General features: G+C 39.2%; 14 protein-coding genes. 7 read left to right on the top strand and 7 right to left on the bottom strand.

Translation table 11 applies throughout. The features are described from left to right. Positions 1 to 209 precede the first annotated feature (209 nt). The 3 genes from wecB to AC3G7N_RS00900 all read right to left on the bottom strand — a co-directional run bounded on the left by wecB (position 210) and on the right by AC3G7N_RS00900 (position 2,989). Positions 210 to 1,289: a non-hydrolyzing UDP-N-acetylglucosamine 2-epimerase gene (wecB, locus tag AC3G7N_RS00890; protein WP_489420245.1), complete on the bottom strand. Its 1,080-nt coding sequence runs from the start codon at positions 1,287 to 1,289 to the stop codon at positions 210 to 212. An 80-nt stretch (positions 1,290 to 1,369) separates the two neighbouring features. Next, a complete protein-coding gene (locus AC3G7N_RS00895) occupies positions 1,370 to 2,050 on the bottom strand; it encodes an acyltransferase (RefSeq protein ID WP_489420246.1) in 681 nt (226 codons plus the stop codon). Positions 2,051 to 2,065: 15 nt separating this feature from the next. Further along, a complete protein-coding gene (locus tag AC3G7N_RS00900; RefSeq protein ID WP_489420247.1) occupies positions 2,066 to 2,989 on the bottom strand; it encodes a glycosyltransferase in 924 nt (307 codons plus the stop codon). Between the two features lie 147 nt (positions 2,990 to 3,136). Between AC3G7N_RS00900 and AC3G7N_RS00905 the strand changes: the two genes are divergently transcribed. Further along, positions 3,137 to 4,075: a Gfo/Idh/MocA family oxidoreductase gene (locus AC3G7N_RS00905; RefSeq protein ID WP_489420248.1), complete on the top strand. Its 939-nt coding sequence runs from the start codon at positions 3,137 to 3,139 to the stop codon at positions 4,073 to 4,075. A gap of 277 nt (positions 4,076 to 4,352) precedes the next feature. Here the strand turns inward: AC3G7N_RS00905 and AC3G7N_RS00910 are convergent, their stop codons facing one another. The 3 genes from AC3G7N_RS00910 to AC3G7N_RS00920 all read right to left on the bottom strand — a co-directional run bounded on the left by AC3G7N_RS00910 (position 4,353) and on the right by AC3G7N_RS00920 (position 6,762). Beyond that, positions 4,353 to 4,568: a hypothetical protein gene (locus AC3G7N_RS00910; protein WP_489420249.1), complete on the bottom strand. Its 216-nt coding sequence runs from the start codon at positions 4,566 to 4,568 to the stop codon at positions 4,353 to 4,355. 18 nt (positions 4,569 to 4,586) lie between these two features. Then, complete coding sequence (locus tag AC3G7N_RS00915; protein WP_489420250.1) at positions 4,587 to 4,745, bottom strand: DUF2642 domain-containing protein; 159 nt, start codon at positions 4,743 to 4,745, stop codon at positions 4,587 to 4,589. A gap of 613 nt (positions 4,746 to 5,358) precedes the next feature. Next, the gene (locus AC3G7N_RS00920) at positions 5,359 to 6,762 is read right to left on the bottom strand and encodes a YfcC family protein (RefSeq protein ID WP_489420251.1); all 1,404 of its coding nucleotides are present in this window, start codon (positions 6,760 to 6,762) and stop codon (positions 5,359 to 5,361) included. 200 nt (positions 6,763 to 6,962) lie between these two features. Here AC3G7N_RS00920 and AC3G7N_RS00925 point away from each other — a divergent pair, with 200 nt between their 5' ends. The 5 genes from AC3G7N_RS00925 to AC3G7N_RS00945 all read left to right on the top strand — a co-directional run bounded on the left by AC3G7N_RS00925 (position 6,963) and on the right by AC3G7N_RS00945 (position 13,095). After that, positions 6,963 to 8,159 (top strand): iron-containing alcohol dehydrogenase, encoded by a 1,197-nt coding sequence (locus AC3G7N_RS00925; RefSeq protein ID WP_489420252.1) that lies wholly within the window; start codon positions 6,963 to 6,965, stop codon positions 8,157 to 8,159. Between the two features lie 372 nt (positions 8,160 to 8,531). Then, positions 8,532 to 9,995: a CoA-acylating methylmalonate-semialdehyde dehydrogenase gene (locus AC3G7N_RS00930; protein WP_489420253.1), complete on the top strand. Its 1,464-nt coding sequence runs from the start codon at positions 8,532 to 8,534 to the stop codon at positions 9,993 to 9,995. Between the two features lie 233 nt (positions 9,996 to 10,228). Beyond that, positions 10,229 to 10,948: a (Fe-S)-binding protein gene (locus tag AC3G7N_RS00935; RefSeq protein ID WP_489420327.1), complete on the top strand. Its 720-nt coding sequence runs from the start codon at positions 10,229 to 10,231 to the stop codon at positions 10,946 to 10,948. Positions 10,949 to 10,962: 14 nt separating this feature from the next. Next, entirely contained in the window at positions 10,963 to 12,396 is a 1,434-nt protein-coding gene (locus tag AC3G7N_RS00940; RefSeq protein ID WP_489420254.1) for a LutB/LldF family L-lactate oxidation iron-sulfur protein, read from the top strand. Positions 12,397 to 12,399: 3 nt separating this feature from the next. After that, the gene (locus AC3G7N_RS00945; protein ID WP_489420255.1) at positions 12,400 to 13,095 is read left to right on the top strand and encodes a LutC/YkgG family protein; all 696 of its coding nucleotides are present in this window, start codon (positions 12,400 to 12,402) and stop codon (positions 13,093 to 13,095) included. A 25-nt stretch (positions 13,096 to 13,120) separates the two neighbouring features. On the opposite strand, the gene AC3G7N_RS00950 is transcribed toward AC3G7N_RS00945, so the two are convergent. Next, positions 13,121 to 13,999 (bottom strand): LysR family transcriptional regulator, encoded by an 879-nt coding sequence (locus tag AC3G7N_RS00950; protein WP_489420256.1) that lies wholly within the window; start codon positions 13,997 to 13,999, stop codon positions 13,121 to 13,123. Between the two features lie 157 nt (positions 14,000 to 14,156). On the opposite strand from AC3G7N_RS00950, the gene AC3G7N_RS00955 reads away from it, so the two are divergent. Beyond that, on the top strand, positions 14,157 to 16,337 hold the full coding sequence (locus tag AC3G7N_RS00955) for a malate synthase G (protein WP_489420257.1): 2,181 nt from the start codon (positions 14,157 to 14,159) through the stop codon (positions 16,335 to 16,337). Positions 16,338 to 16,597: the final 260 nt, after the last annotated feature.

A 16,597-nucleotide genomic window follows, 5' to 3' on the forward strand; every position in this document is an offset into this window, starting at 1 on the left:
GAAATTGTTAAGCACAAACCCAGTGGATTTCCGGAACGGTTGTTCAATCACCAAACATGGCACTTACGTCGCATTTTTTATCAACTTCGGTGGGTATGAGCAACAAACTATACGAAAACAGGCTTTTATAAAGATATGAATATACAGAACCAGTGTACGGTAACCGGAACGAAGTACACTGGTTCTGTATATTCAATAAAGAAGGAAACTTACAATCCATCCTTGGATAATACCTTATAAATTTTGTCTGAAGTTTTACCTTCTCCAAAAAGCACAGGATAAGTATCTGGTGCTTTTTTTACTGATATTTCCCTTAAAATTTTTTGATGGTCGGAAGCACCTACGAGGTTGTTCCATTTTGCCTGGACAGTCTCGATCCATTCTGTTTCATCCCGAAGTGTGATACAAGGGATTCGAAGCATATAGGCCTCTTTTTGAACTCCACCAGAATCGGTTAAGATCATCTTCGCCTGACTTTCTAACGTGAGCATATCGAAGTAATCCAAAGGTTCAACAATATGAATATGGGATGCTGTAAGAAAGTGTTCTAATTTCCATTGTTTAATTTTACTTTTAGTCCGTGGATGTAGAGGCAGAACTACAGCTCTATCCAATTGGGATAATACCGTTAACAAATTCTGAAGTCTGTTGATATTATCTGTATTCTCTGCTCTGTGAATGGTAGCAAGGTAATAATCTTTTGCTGCAAGATTCAGCCTGGAAAGGAGGGTAGAATGTTTCAGTGCAGCCGTTTTATAATAAAGAATGGTGTCAAACATTATGTCTCCTGTTAAATGGACTCCCTCCTCTATTCCTTCTCTTTTTAAGTTAGTAACAGCGGTATCAGTAGGGCAAAATAACCAGGTAGAAAGATGGTCAGTTAGCAGCCGGTTAATTTCTTCTGGCATTTTTTTATTAAAACTGCGCAATCCGGATTCGACATGTGCTATAGGTATATGAAGCTTGGAAGCTGCTAAACTACCAGCGAGAGTGGAATTGGTATCACCATAAACAAGTACAATATCAGGTTTCTCTTTTGTTAGAAGGCTTTCAATTTCCGATAGCATCCTGGCAGTTTGCTTTCCGTGGGAGTCAGAACCGACCCCCAGGTTATAATCTGGTTTCGGAATTTGTAGTTGTTTAAAGAAAACTTCAGACATATTCGCATCATAATGCTGGCCTGTGTGTACCAATATTTCTGTTATGTTCTTGTCTTTCTGAAATAACCTTGACAGCATGGAAGCTTTAATAAATTGCGGTCTTGCTCCAACAACAGTTAGAATTTTCACCACGATGGCTCCTTTACATATCTAAATTTAGCCGAGCTTTATACGGAAGTACCAAAGAAAGGTTCAAAGTTCCCTAACAACTAAGAATCAATCTTCCTCGCTGGAACCCCTGCAGCAGTTATGTTATCTTCCACATTTTTTGTAACTACTGCCCCAGCACCTATGATGGAGTTCTTACCAACAATAATACCTGGCAGCATGGAAGCATTATTTCCAATTTTAGCTCCCTTTTTAATATAGGGTCCTTTTAGGGAGTAGTGCTTTGCACCCATGTATTTATCATTTGACATCGACACACAAGGACCGATAAAAACGTGATCCTCTAGTATAGTATCACCTGTTACATATGCCAGCGTTTGAATGGTGCAAGATCTTCCTATTCTAGTGTTTAGTTCAACAATAGCTGCTCTACCAACGATAGATTCGTTACCAATTGAAACATTTTCTCGAATACTAGCATGATCTCCTATAAAAACATTCTCACCGATACTGGAACCAGAATAGATGGATACTAAATGCCCAATTTTTACACCTGATTGAATAATGAGTTCAGTGTCAATCTTAGTAATCTTTCGCATCCTTTGATTAACACTTGGTTGAATTCCAAGGACACAATTACAACCAATTGATACGTTATCACCAATTTTGGTGCCTTGTAAGATGATGCTGTTGTGTCCTATTACAACATTTTCACCAATGGTTACATCTTTTTCTATGACAGTGTGATCTCCGAGTTGTGTACTTTTAGGAATAGTAGACAAGTGAAAACCCCCTTTTTATTTATGGAGTATACTTTCTATTTTTTTAACAAGCTGTTGAGTTCGTAGTTTAACGGAATGCCTTTGTCGGATAAAATTATACCCCTGTTCAGCAATTTTTTCCCGTTCTGCCTTATTCGCTAAAAAAGAGGTCGCCTTTTCCTTGAAATTGTTTTCGTCTATCGGTACAAAATGAAATCCAGGAATAAATCCAAGATCCTCCAACTCTTTAAAAGTTGGTGCTAACAAAAGGGTATTACAAGAAAGTGTTTCAAAGTATTTTATAACTGGGTAATTTAGGATGGATGGACAGGTAAAAAGAATTTTGGCCCGATTAATTTCTTTAGCGTATAGTTGGCCGATAAAATAGTGATGTTCTTCTTGTTCACTAAAATTTCGATAACCTGGATGATGGTGAAAAACGAAATCTGTGTTTCCTTCATACGACTTAATTATTTTTTGTCTTAATGGATAAAAGTCGTTTATAGCGCCCATCATTAATAAATTTATCTCCTTTTCCAACCCATAGTCCTTACATAATTCTATATTAACAAAGTGAGGAAACCATTCCATTTTATTCTCAAATTCCGGATATGTTTCTATAAACTTATCTCGAACAACAGTAAACAAATAAGAAATATTATTTTTAGCTATATAGTTTCTTCTAAGGCTCGTAAAACGATGAACATCATTTACAAATAGTCCTGTTGGAATATCGATATTTGCAAGTCCTTTAATCATGGGTGACATTTCTTTATCAATGTCATTTAACAGCAATATAAAGTCTGGCCTCGTTTCTAGTTGTTTCAAAATATAGCTAATGTGACCAGGTTTTCTCCATATCGTTAAATTTACTATGTTAGTAAGTTCCTGCTCTAAATAATAAAAGTTTTTGTTTAGCAGGCTAGATGTATCTTCAGCGATAAACAATACATTAATCATGTGTTCCTTTCCTCCCTTCCAAACGTCTCGTATTTGATAACAGGACAAACGCCAAATTTGTTTTTTTCGTTATGGTAGTCTATCTCACTTAATAGCTGGCGCATAGGATATAAAGTAAGCAGTAATAAAGAGTGAGGAGATTTTTTTATGAAAGTCGGTGTAATTGGAACAGGAAATATGGGAGAAAATCATGTACGAACGTACTTATCGATGCATGATCATTGCCAGCTTGTCGGTATATATGACAGTGATGAAAAAAAGGGACGTCAGATTGCTGAGAAATACAAAGTAAAGCAGTTTCAATCGATTAATGACCTTCTTAAATCCGTTGATGCTGTCAGCGTTTCTGTACCGACTGAATTCCATTATGATATTGGTTTAAGTTGTATCCAACAAAACGTACACATGTTGATGGAAAAACCAATTACGAGTACTGTCGTCCAGGCTAAGGATTTACTCCAAAAAGCCAGTAAAGCAGGAGTTAAAATTCAAGTGGGACACATAGAACTTTTTAATCCATTAATTCAAATTCTTACCAATGAATTAGAAAATGAAGATATTATCGGAATTGCTTTTCATAGAATGAGCCCCTATGACGAAAGGATTAAACATGTTGATGTAGTAAAGGATCTAATGATTCATGACCTGTATATTTTGCAAGAACTTCTTAAAGATACAATCACGGAATTTTATGCTCTTGGAAAAATCATTCAGAATACACCAAAACATGCTGTTGTCATTACTAAATCTTCACAAGGGGTTACAGCGCAATTGACGGCTAGTTTTAAATCAAAAAGAAAAGTTAGAACCATTCGAATTCTTACTGAGAGTGCTTTTATTGAAGCTGATATCTTAAAAAAGGAAATCAAAATAACACGCTCTGTAGAGGATATAACTAACACTATAGGAACATTAACTCAAAGTATTCAGGTTGATAATTCTATCCAACCATTAAGCGCTCAGTTGTTGGATTTCTTAAATTGCATTAAGTTCGAAACAGAACCTTCAGTATCAGGAGAAGATGGAATTAAAGCACTAATGATTACAAATGAAATTAGTGAGGCCATTCTTAATAGTGAAGCCTAACATTAATTAATATCTGCATAACTGATTAAACACGTTTTAGAGTACACGCTTGTGTACTCTTTTTTATTTTTATGCAATTATTAAACAGAAATAAATAGCTTATGGTTAACTCTATGAAGATAAAATAACTATTATTTCACAAAGTCCATTTTTAAATTATCAGAATCAGGATTTGTTAATAAGCAGGTCGAAATTTTATGATAGCGCACAAAAAAATAGATAATAGGATATTTAGAAAATACCCTATCTATGCCCGTTTGCCAGATTGAAATTAATTCTATGCTACTAATGGAAAACGAACGAAATTAATAGCATCTATTGAGATAAATAGGCTATTTTGCCCATAACCTCCATAACCGCCATTAACCTCAACTCGAACCGAATCTTCTGTAACATTTGAAAGAATTCCTTCAATCAAATTGTTATCTGTGGCTACTTCAACCCTTGAACCAATACGGTTGGCAAGTTCGGCAGCAAAAATCTCTTCAAACATCTAATCCCTCCTTTATAATTAACCGACAAATTCGATTTTTTCAGTTCGGACCAGTACTTGATCTCCAGAACTTTCGATAATTACGATATAATTATATTTTACGGCAATCAGTGTCCCAGTAACTGTACCAAATGGAGTAGTAACTTGTACTTGTTGATTGACTAAATTGCAAAGCACTTCTCTAAGTGGATTGGGGTTATCGCATCTATCGCACGGTTCTGGGTTGTGACACTTCTTATGGTTATCACATGAATCACACGTTTCAGATTTGTGACACTTCTTATGGTTATCACATCTATCGCACGTTTCAGGTTTGTGACACTTTTTATGGTTACCGCATCTATCGCACGTTTCAGATTTGTGACACTTCTTATGGTTATCGCATGAATCGCACGTTTCTGGCTTATGACGCATCTTAAGGTTATCGCATGAATCGCATGCTTCTGTCTTGTGACGCATTTTGTGGTACCTTTCGCTTGCTACTACTAGTCTATTATTGTGGATATATGACATATGGTCTCTCCTCCTTCTAACCGTATAATGTATAGTATGTTAAAAGGTTCAAATAGTAAGGGTGATTGTCTTAGCTTGAAGCGCCTTTTTAAGATATTCATATAATGAGGATTCAACAAAACGTGATAAGATGATAGTATTGTCGCTCCTAAAAGAAAAATGGGTGCCACTAATCTATGTCAGTAGCACCCATTTTTAAGTTGTTATATCGGGTGCTGTCACCAAGAACAATTCAGAATAGCTCAGGTGCCAGGCACTCAAAATGTTATCGTTCCGTTTAAACCGGACCCCAGTTAATTAATACTCCTATGGTCAGCATAATAACTGCAATCACTACCCAAATAAGCAATAAAGGAAGCATCCATTTTGCCCATTTTATCCAAGCTACACCAGCGACGGCAAGACTTGCCATGAGTGGTCCGGATGTAGGGAAAATGCTGTTCGTGAACCCATCCCCAAATTGATAAGCCTGTACAGCTACTTGGCGAGTGACACCAACCATGTCAGCAAGTGGCGTCAAAATAGGCATCGAAATCATTGCCTGTCCACTTCCAGAAGGTACTAAAAAATTTAGCAAGCCATTTGCTACAAACATTCCAAGAGCAGCGAATACTGGCGAGAGTTCTTCAAGCGGTATAGAAAGGGCATTTACAACAGTATCAAGAATTTGCGCATCTTCCATAACGATTAAAATAGCGCGGGCAACTCCGATAATTAAAGCGCCGTAAACTAGCTTGGCGCACCCATCTAAAAAAGTTAACGCTGTTTTATTATAGTTCATTCCGGCTATGACTCCGGAGACAAGTCCTATGATAATAAAGAAGGCAGCCATATGATTAATCGTCCACTTAAATTGAATGGTTGCGAAGACAAAAAATAGTAATGCAAGTCCAACAAAACTTAGTATCAGCTTATGTCGGATCGTAAAAGGTGCTTTTAATTCATCTTTCGAACCTTCTGATTCATCTAAAATGCCCACCATACTTTTCGAGGGGTCATCAAGTATTTTTTTTGCATACCGCCACGTATACGCAATCGTTACACCGACAATAACAACAAACGCGATAACCCGGAATAACATACCTGAGAATAGTGGAACGTCAGCAATTGATTGAGCAATTCCTACAGTGTATGGGTTGAGAAACCCAACATTAAATCCTGCAAATGTAGCGCCAAATGTGATCGCCACTGCGACAATCGCATCCAGTTTCAATGCACGTGCTATGATAATCCCAATTGCAACAAACGGAATAACGGAATTGGCCACTGCCCCAACCGCACCACCAAGTGCAAATAGTAAAGAAACTACGGCGATTAACCAGAACTCTTTACCGCGCGTTTTGTTGACAGCGCGAAGAATTCCACCCTTAATGGCCCCTGATCTCTCAATAACTTCAAATGCTCCTCCTGCAAAAAGAACTAAAAATATAAGACTGCCAGATTGAACCATACCTTCTTGCAGTGCTAGAAATATATCCATAAAGTCAATTAGGTTACCATCCACGCCACTATATGTTCCAGGAATGACTCGTTCCACTCCATCAATTGTTTCCCGCTCAAACGAACCAGATGGCACAATATAGGTTGCGATGACAGCCATTAGCAATACGATAAAAAGAATCACATATGTATCAGGCATTTCTAACTTCTGTTTTCTTTTCTTGTTTTGATCTAGTTGCATTTTTTCCATCCTTTCTTATTAATAGTTATTTGAATTTAGGAATTACTTTGTTTAGTATAGTAGTTAACTAAATAGTTTTCAAACTATTTAGATACCTATGGATCATGTAGATGTGGATTATATCCCGGTTGTTAGTAAGAGAATGCAACCAATTGGAATGGTGCAAGTATACATATGAAAGAGAAAAGGTGGGAAAGTAAATGGAAAACTATGCTGTGATTCGAATGCCAAAAACGGTTAATTATGGTCGTAATAGCTTGGAAACGGTAGGAAATGAAGCGGTATTATTAGGGAAAAAGGCACTTGTTGTTAGTGATAAGGTGATGGATCGTCTAGGCTATGTAAGTGAATGCCGCGACCTTTTATTAAAAAGTGGTGTTGAAAGTGGAGTTTATTTAGGAGTTGAATCTGAGCCAACTGATCATTACGTCGAAGAAGCATTAGAATTATTAAAAAAAGAAAATTGCAACATTGTTATTTCTTTAGGTGGTGGAAGTTGTATTGATACGGCGAAAGCAATTTCCATATTAGCAACGAATGGGGGTTATATTGGAGATTATATGGGTGGGAAGAAGTTAGCTAACGTAACACCTGTCCCACATATTGCTATTCCAACTACAGCAGGAACTGGCTCGGAAGCAACAGATGCAGTGGTGATCACTAATACTTCGAATGACGTTAAAATGATGATTAAACAACCAGCATTCATGCCAGATGTGGCTATTGTTGATCCAATGTTGACACTTTCATCACCGGAGCACGTTACTGCAGCAACAGGTGTTGATGCTCTAAGTCACGCAATTGAGGCTTATATTTCCAAACTATCTCATCCAATGACAGATATGATGGCGCTTTCAGCAATGAAATTAATCGTACGAAATATCATGACTGCTTTTGAGGATGGCGAAAATGTTGACGCAAGAGAAGCAATGTCTTTGGGTGCTTTGCAAGCCGGAATTGCTTTTTCGAATGCTTCGGTATGTTTGGTACATGGTATGTCAAGGCCAATTGGTGCACTATTTCATGTTCCACATGGGTATTCAAATGCAATGCTGCTGCCGGCAGTTTTAGAATTCAGTAAAGATTCATCCGTTAAGCGATTGGCAGATTTGGGCAGAATTTTTTCACCTGAAGCGCAAAGTTACAGCGAAGAGGAATCTGCAGAGATTGCTGTTTCATCCGTTAAAAATCTTTGTCAAAAATTGAATATTCCTAATCTGAGTGGATGGGGAATTGAAAAGCAACCATTTGAAAATGCTATCAGCAAAATGGCCGCAGATGCTTTATCCAGTGGAAGCCCAGCTAACAATCCGAAAGTACCATCCCAGCAGGAAATTGAAGAACTATATCGTGTTTGCTACGATTATCAATTTTCTGTAGAAAGTAACGTAAATTAACTAATGGAGGAATAGTTATATGATTGGAATGCTTTTATTGTAATTGGTTCCCTTAAAATTCTTGCCAATTTTATGTTCCCTACGGCAGCATTGTTGTTGGCTCTGGCAACTGGGATATTCCAGGCATGTGTGTTAAAGTTTAACTATATAAAAGAATTTTGGGAATCTTTTGCGGTAGGTACTCAAAGTGCGCTGATTGCACTATCCAATACATGTGCTGTTGTTGGGTTTGGAAGTTGAGCGGCACAATCTGCTGCATTTGATAGCTTGATAAATTCACTAGTAAACATACCTGGTCCACCTTTCTATTATTTAGCAAGTACTAAACTACTATTCATGCATTCATAAAATTAAAATCAGGAGGTTTATAGTATGACGCAATCAACAACAGTTAAAACACTTAAGAACTATGTAAATGGGGTATGGATCGAACCGAAATCAGATAAAACGGAACCTGTTTATAACCCTGCAACCGGTGAGGTGATTGCAAATGTTCCAATTTCAACTAGTGAAGACGTGGACCATGCAGTCGAAGTAGCAAATGAAGCATTTCAATCATGGAAGGACGTGCCTGTGCCAAAAAGAGCGCGTATTTTGTTTAAGTATCAACAACTACTTGTAGAGCAGTGGGATGAGCTAGCAAAATTACTAACGATTGAAAATGGGAAAAGCTTTAAGGAAGCACAAGGAGAAGTTTTGCGAGGAATTGAAAATGTTGAATTTGCAGCAGGTGCTCCATCGTTGATGATGGGCGAACAACTCCCATCGATTTCAACAGGTCTTGAGTCTGGCGTATACCATTATCCAATTGGTGTTATCGGTGGAATTACACCGTTTAACTTCCCAATGATGGTTCCAGCATGGATGTTTCCGATGGCAATTGTAACAGGTAATACATTTGTATTAAAACCGTCAGAGCGCACACCGCTACTTGCAAATCGCTTAGCAGAATTACTGGAAGAAGCGGGACTACCTAAAGGGGTATTCAATATCGTCCATGGTGCACATGATGTTGTAAACGGATTATTGGATCATAAAGACGTGGCAGCTATTTCATTTGTGGGCTCTCAACCAGTTGCTGAATATGTATACAAACGAGGTACAGACAAACTCAAACGGGTGCAGGCACTATCAGGGGCAAAAAACCATTCGATTGTATTAAAGGATGCCAACTTAGAAAATGCAGCTACACAGATTATTAGCGCTGCATTCGGGTCAGCGGGTGAACGTTGCATGGCATGTTCTGTTGTCGCAGTGGAAGATTCAATTGCGGATGAATTTGTTGAAAGACTCATTCAAAAAGCAAATGAAATCAAAATCGGAAATGGTTTGGATGAAGGTGTATTCTTAGGTCCAGTTATTCGCGACCAACATAAGGAACGCACACTACAGTATATTGAAACAGGCGAAAAAGAGGGCGCAAAGCTTGTTCGTGATGGAAGAAACGATGAGGAAATTAAAAATGAAGGTTACTTTGTCGGTCCAACGATCTTTGACAATGTGACAAGCGAGATGAAGATTTGGCAGGATGAAATCTTCGCTCCTGTATTGTCAATCAGTCGTGTGAAAGATCTCAGTGAAGCTGTTGACCTAACCAACAAATCAGACTTTGCTAATGGTTCTTGTATTTTCACAAACGATGGCGGAAGTGTACGCCAATTCCGCGAAACAGTTGATGCAGGTATGCTTGGTGTGAACATTGGTGTACCCGCTCCAATGGCATTTTTCCCATTCTCTGGCTCGAAAAGTTCCTTCTATGGAGATTTACATGTAAACGGGAAAGACGGCTTAAATTTCTATACACGGAAGAAAGTTGTCACTTCCCGCTGGGTGTAAAGGATATAGTAGCTTATTAATAAGGCCACCGCAACGTTGGATTGCGGTGGCCTTATGTGTGTTGAGAAGTAGGCGTCAACTAATTCCTATGTACCATAGTTCTGTTCCTTCTTTCAAATTCCGTTTATTTCCATTAGAATAACTATTGTGTATATTATAGAAAGAGAGAATACTTGCAAGGATATAAACTTATTTCATTAGATTTAAACTATATGATGAAGGAGTGAATAATGATGAAAGTGTCTTTATTTGTCACTTGCCTCGGGGAAATATTTTATCAAGATATCGCTAAAGATGTGGTGGAAGTCCTGGAGAGGCTTGGTTGTGAAATTGACTTACCAAGAGGACAGATATGTTGTGGCCAACCCGCATACAATAGTGGTTATAGAAAAGATGCGCAAAAAGCGGCAAAACAGATGATTACAAGTTTTGAAGACTCTGAGTATATTGTTACCCCTTCAGGTTCTTGTGCAGCAATGTTCAAAGAATATCCTGATCTCTTTAAAGATGACAAAGAATGGCAGGAAAGAGCCCAAGCTGTTGCGGATCATACATACGAGTTTACCCAGTTTATTGTGAACATTTTGGGTGTGGAGGATGTAGGAGCTGTTTATCCAGCGCAAGCTACTTACCATACCTCGTGTCACATGATTCGATTATTGCAAGAGACGGAGGCGCCATTTAAACTTTTAGAAAATGTAAAAGGTCTTGAATTGCTCCCACTTGAAAACAGTTACGATTGTTGTGGTTTCGGGGGAACATTTGCAGTGAAAATGGTACCGATTTCGGAACAAATGGTAGATGAAAAAATCAAGCATATTGAGGAATCTACGGCTGAAGTGTTGATTGCAGCTGATGGCGGATGTCTTATGAACATAAAAGGGCGAATTGATCGCAAAGAAAAACCGATTGACGTGAAGCATATCGCTCAAATTTTGAATTCGCGAGCTTAAGGGAGGTAGTATAAATGCCAATGAAAATTGGAGAAAAACCATTTTTTGATAGAGTGGACGATGCGTTGGATAATGACTTTATGCGTAATGCTATGGCTTCAGCCCAAGATAGATTGCGAGATAAAAAGCTTGATATTACAGAAAGAGATGACGAGATAGGTGATTGGGAAGAATGGCGCAGTGCGGGCGCGGAAATTCGCAGACATACGTTAGAAAACCTTGACTTTTACCTTGATCAGTTAAGTGAAAATTTCGCTGAAAAGGGTGGGCATGTGTACTTTGCCAAAACGGCAGAAGATGCTAATCGGTATATTCAAGACGTTGCCAAGAAGAAAAATGCGAAACATGTGACCAAAACGAAATCAATGGTTACGGAAGAAATAGGCCTAAACGAAGCACTGGAAGAAGTCGGTTGTCAGGTTCATGAAACTGATTTGGCAGAATATATTTTGCAAGTAGACGATAAGGATCGACCTTCACATATTGTTGTTCCTTCGCTTCATAAAAATAAAGGCCAAATTCGGGATACCTTTCAGGAAAAGGTGGGTTACACCGGTACCGAAGAACCAGGGGAACTAACTGCCTTTGCCCGAAGTCAGCTTCGTGAGGTATTTATGGAAGCAGATATTGGGATTACGGGTTGTAATTTTGCGGTCGCAGAGTCTGGTTCTATCTCCCTTGTAACCAATGAAGGGAATGCGAACATGGTTACAACCTATCCTGATACACAGATAACTGTAATGGGTATGGAGCGACTGGTTCCTACATGGGAAGAACTTGATGTCTTAATAAACCTGTTAAGTAGAAGCGCTGTTGGGCAAAAGATAACCACGTATGTGACGAATTTGACTCCTGGAGTGGAGGAAGGTTGTGTTGACGCGCCAAAGGAATTTCACCTTGTTATTTTGGATGCAGGGCGTTCGAATGCGTTAGGGACTGAGTTTCAATCCGCCCTTCATTGTATACGTTGTGCGGCTTGCGTAAATGTTTGTCCAGTTTATCGACAAATTGGCGGGCATGCTTATGGGTCAATTTATCAAGGACCGATTGGCGCTGTCCTTTCCCCTATTCTCGGTGGCTACGAAGAATATGGCGAACTGCCTTTTGCATCCAGTCTTTGTGCAGCCTGTACAGAGGCATGTCCAGTTAAAATACCACTCCATGAACAACTGATCAGACACCGGGAAAATTACGTAGCCGAACAAGGAAGAGCAAAAACGAGCGAAAAAATGGCCATGAAAGCATTTGGAATTGGTGCAAGTACACCTTCTCTTTTTCAGATAGCTGTAAAAGGTGCGCCAACGTTTATGAAACCATTAGTAAGAGATGGAAGTATTTCGAAAGGTCCAGGTCCAATGAAGCCGTGGACAGCTATTCGTGAATTTCCTGCTCCGGGAAAAGACAATTTTAGAAGCTGGTTTAAGGAACACCAAAAAGGGAGGAAGTAGCCAATGGCTAAAGGAACAATTCATAATAAAGACGTTTTTTTAAATGAAATCTCAGATAAGCTTGGACGTGAACGCAAAGATCATGTCTCTCTGCCAAAGTGGAAGCATCAACCACAATGGGAGGTTTACAAACATGATTCCCCTGAGGATTTATTGGCTACTTTCCGGAAAAACAGTAAGGCTAAACATGCAGATGTGGTAGAAACAGATAAATCGATGCTTCTGAAAACATTACAAAAGGTTATGAAGGAATACGGCGCGGAATCTATTGTCACAACGAAAGATGCAAGATTTGCCGAATACGGGCTTACGTCTGCATTTGATAACAGGCAAACACACATATGGGACACAGCGTTAGGTGAAAAAAATATTAAAATGGCTAAAGAAGCTAACTTGGGAATCTTTTTTAGTGATATTAGTTTGGCCGAGTCAGGTACCGTTGTACAATTCAATGATAAAGATATTGCCCGTTCCGTAAGTCTGTTGCCGACTACTTATGTTGCCATCGTATCAAAGTCATCCATTGTACCCCGAATGACTCAAGCTACACACGAAATCCATAAACGAGTAGAAGCTGGCAAAGAAATTCCAACGTGTGTCAATTTTATTTCAGGACCAAGCAACAGTGCTGATATTGAAATGGACATCGTTGTTGGGGTGCACGGGCCAGTGAAGGCGGTGTATTTGCTGGTGGAATAGACGAAGGCAGGACGAGGGGTAGTCCCTAAGTCCCCTCCAACATGGCGATGAATTCGCGTACAGCGTAAGGTAAGTAATTGTTCTTTCTCCAGATCATGCCTAATTCCAAATTAACAATGGGTTTGTTAAATGGAATGGCTATAATGTTTTCGTTGTTAATCTGGCTACAAATTTTACTCGGTAATAAGGCAACCCCTAATTTAGCTTCAACCATTTCAACCATAAAGTCTTTTTGTGAGCTTTCACAGACGACATTTGGATAAAAGCCATGTTTTTCGCAAGCGTCAATAATACTGTCATGCAGAGAGAAATCATGCCGGTATAAAATAAATGGCTCTTTTTCGATATGTGAAAATTCGATGGTTTTTTTTTCGACTAAAGGATTGTCTTTTTGCACAATAAGCATTAATGGATCTTTTAATAGTTTAATTGCTTCAAAGTTTTCTTTTTGAATAGGCAAATTACAAATTAAGCCAATATCCAGTGTTCCTTCATCAACCCCATGTTTAATTTTATTACTGCCAACTTCCGTTAATATCATTTCAATGGAAGGATAGGTTTCTTTGTATTTGCTAATTAATTTTGAAAAAAATGCAGCACCTATAATCGGGGGAATTCCAATTTTGATTTCACCCTTTTTTAAATCGATGACATCATTTAGTTCAGATGTTAGATTTTCAAAAGCATGAAGAACGTTTTTCGCATTGACTAAAAGGGCCTTTCCCGCATCCGTTAGATCCAATTGTTTAGCCCCCCGATAAAAAAGCGGAGCACCAAGTTCGGTCTCAAGGTTTTTAATGGTTTTGCTTAATGACGGCTGCGAAATATGTAGGACAGAAGCTGCTCTCGTAAAGTTCGACTGCTTGGCAACTTCTGCAAAATATTCTATCTGCCTTATGTCCATTATAGGCACCCTTTCAAAAAAATAATGTGAAATTGTACCCCTAGTATACGTTAAGGTATAGCCAAAAGGAATAACGATCATGCAAAACATGTATTTTTGTTTCTAATATGTACTGTAATAGAATAGTAGATAGATGAAGGAAAGGGAGGAATTATGAATGGCGGATTACGTAAAAACGGGCAATCTTCAGGTTGCAAAAGAGCTTTATGATTTTGTTAATTCGGAAGCACTTCCAGAAACAGGTCTTGACAGTGAATCGTTTTGGATGGATTTAGGGAATCTTGTGTCTGACCTGGCTCCGAAAAACAAAGCATTGTTAGCAAAACGCGATGAATTTCAAAAGCAAATTGATGGATGGCATAAAGAAAATAATGCGTTTGATTTTGAGGCGTACAAAGCATTCTTGGGGGAAATCGGTTACTTGGAGCCTGAGGTAGAAGATTTTGACATTACAACAGAGAATATTGACGATGTCATTACGGTTCAAGCAGGACCACAGCTTGTTGTGCCAATTGATAATTCGCGCTATGCAATCAATGCTGCCAATGCACGCTGGGGGTCACTTTACGATGCATTATACGGCACGGATGTAATAAGTGAAGAAGGCGGCGCTGAGAAAAAAGGTTCATACAACCCTGTCCGCGGCAGGAAGGTCATTGCTTTTGCAAAAAAGTTCCTTGATGAACATGTTCCACTTCAAGCATCATCGCATACGGAGGCAACCAAATATAAAATCAGTAACGGGAAGTTAGAAGTAACACTTAAAAACGGTGAAGGTACTGGACTTAAGGATGCTTCTTTATTTGCTGGCTACCAGGGGCAGACGGATGAGCCTAGAGCTGTCCTGCTTAAAAATAACGGATTACATTTTGAAATTCAAATTGACCGCAATCACTCGATTGGAAAAACGGACGAAGCAGGCGTGAAAGACGTTTACCTAGAGTCCGCAACCTCAAGCATAATGGACTGTGAAGATTCTGTTGCAGCTGTAGATGCCGAAGATAAAACGCTCGTATATCGTAACTGGCTAGGCCTGAACAGAGGAGATTTAACGTCTGTATTCACTAAAGGTGGAAAAGAAGTGACTCGTACATTAAATCCCGATCGTACCTATATAGCCCCAAGCGGTGAAGAGGTTACGCTTACTGGCCGGGTGCTTATGTTTATTCGTAACGTTGGTCACTTAATGACGAACAATGCGATTCTGGATGAAAACGGACAAGAAATTCCTGAAGGTATCATGGACGGTGTGTTTACAAGCTTAATGGCTAAGCACGGTCTTTTAGGCAATGGACCTTATCAAAATTCTAAGGAAGGCTCCGTTTATATCGTTAAGCCGAAAATGCATGGTTCAAAAGAAGCTGCTTTCGCAAATGAATTGTTTAACCGTGTGGAAGATATGCTTGATATGAAGCGGAATACGCTCAAAATTGGCGTAATGGATGAAGAACGCCGTACAAGCTTGAACTTGAAAAATAGTATTAATGAAGTAAAAGAAAGAATCGTTTTCATCAACACAGGCTTCTTAGACCGTACAGGTGATGAAATCCATACATCCATGGAAGCAGGTCCAATGATCCGTAAAGGTGAAATGAAATCATCCACTTGGCTGAATGCTTATGAGAAAAATAACGTACGTGTTGGACTGGATACTGGCTTGAAAGGGAAAGCGCAAATTGGAAAAGGAATGTGGGCAATGCCAGATTTGATGGCTGATATGCTTGAGCAAAAAGTGGGCCATTTAAAAGCAGGTGGCAACACTGCGTGGGTTCCATCACCAACGGCAGCGACCTTGCATGCGCTTCACTACCATGCAATTGATGTAAGAAAGGTTCAAGAGGAACTTGCAAAAGAAGTAAAAGATTACCGCGATGAAATCTTACAAATTCCAGTTGCAGAAAACGCTAACTGGTCGGCTGCGGAGATTCAAGAGGAGCTTGATAACAGCACCCAAACATTGCTTGGTTATGTTGTTCGTTGGGTTGAGCAAGGTGTTGGCTGTTCAAAAGTTCCTGACATTAACAATGTAGCACTTATGGAAGACCGTGCAACATTGCGTATTTCGAGCCAAATGATAGCCAACTGGCTTCACCATGGTATTTGTACAAAAGAGCAAACGTTACATACGCTAAGGCGCATGGCGAAAATCGTTGATGAGCAAAATGCAGGAGATGCATTATACCGTCCAATGGCGCCTAACTTCGATGAATCAATTGCTTTCCAAGCAGCTTGTGACCTTGTATTCAAAGGGAAAGAGCAGCCAAGTGGCTACACGGAACCAATTCTACACCGTCGTCGCCTTGAAGCAAAAGAAAAGTTCGCACTGAATAAATCCTAGGTAGGGTGCGAGGTGTGACTAACCTCAGGGGTACCAAAGGAATAGGTGTGAGGGGGGCTATTAGTCAGTCCCTCTTACGTCTTCCGATAAATCTCTTTACCAAGGCTCTTGGTGTGGAAGTGAAATTTAACGTATAACCAGACATACTAGTATTGTATTCAAAATCCAATTTTGAAATCCCTAACTATCCTCCTCGGTTTCGCTTCGTTCACCACCAGTCAAAGAAAAGTGAAGAACTGTGTTATATAATAGTGTGTATT

The sequence above is a fragment of the Virgibacillus carmonensis genome (genome assembly GCF_057836705.1).

Excerpts from the sequence above, each read along its gene's own strand:
- AC3G7N_RS00900 (WP_489420247.1), bottom strand. The coding sequence starts at position 2,989 with ATGATTAATGTATTGTTTATCGCTGAAGATACATCTAGCCTGCTAAAC.
- AC3G7N_RS00905 (WP_489420248.1), top strand. The coding sequence starts at position 3,137 with ATGAAAGTCGGTGTAATTGGAACAGGAAATATGGGAGAAAATCATGTA.
- AC3G7N_RS00910 (WP_489420249.1), bottom strand. The coding sequence starts at position 4,568 with ATGTTTGAAGAGATTTTTGCTGCCGAACTTGCCAACCGTATTGGTTCA.
- AC3G7N_RS00920 (WP_489420251.1), bottom strand. The coding sequence starts at position 6,762 with ATGCAACTAGATCAAAACAAGAAAAGAAAACAGAAGTTAGAAATGCCT.
- AC3G7N_RS00925 (WP_489420252.1), top strand. The coding sequence starts at position 6,963 with ATGGAAAACTATGCTGTGATTCGAATGCCAAAAACGGTTAATTATGGT.
- AC3G7N_RS00930 (WP_489420253.1), top strand. The coding sequence starts at position 8,532 with ATGACGCAATCAACAACAGTTAAAACACTTAAGAACTATGTAAATGGG.
- AC3G7N_RS00935 (WP_489420327.1), top strand. The coding sequence starts at position 10,229 with ATGAAAGTGTCTTTATTTGTCACTTGCCTCGGGGAAATATTTTATCAA.
- AC3G7N_RS00940 (WP_489420254.1), top strand. The coding sequence starts at position 10,963 with ATGCCAATGAAAATTGGAGAAAAACCATTTTTTGATAGAGTGGACGAT.
- AC3G7N_RS00945 (WP_489420255.1), top strand. The coding sequence starts at position 12,400 with ATGGCTAAAGGAACAATTCATAATAAAGACGTTTTTTTAAATGAAATC.
- AC3G7N_RS00950 (WP_489420256.1), bottom strand. The coding sequence starts at position 13,999 with ATGGACATAAGGCAGATAGAATATTTTGCAGAAGTTGCCAAGCAGTCG.
- AC3G7N_RS00955 (WP_489420257.1), top strand. The coding sequence starts at position 14,157 with ATGGCGGATTACGTAAAAACGGGCAATCTTCAGGTTGCAAAAGAGCTT.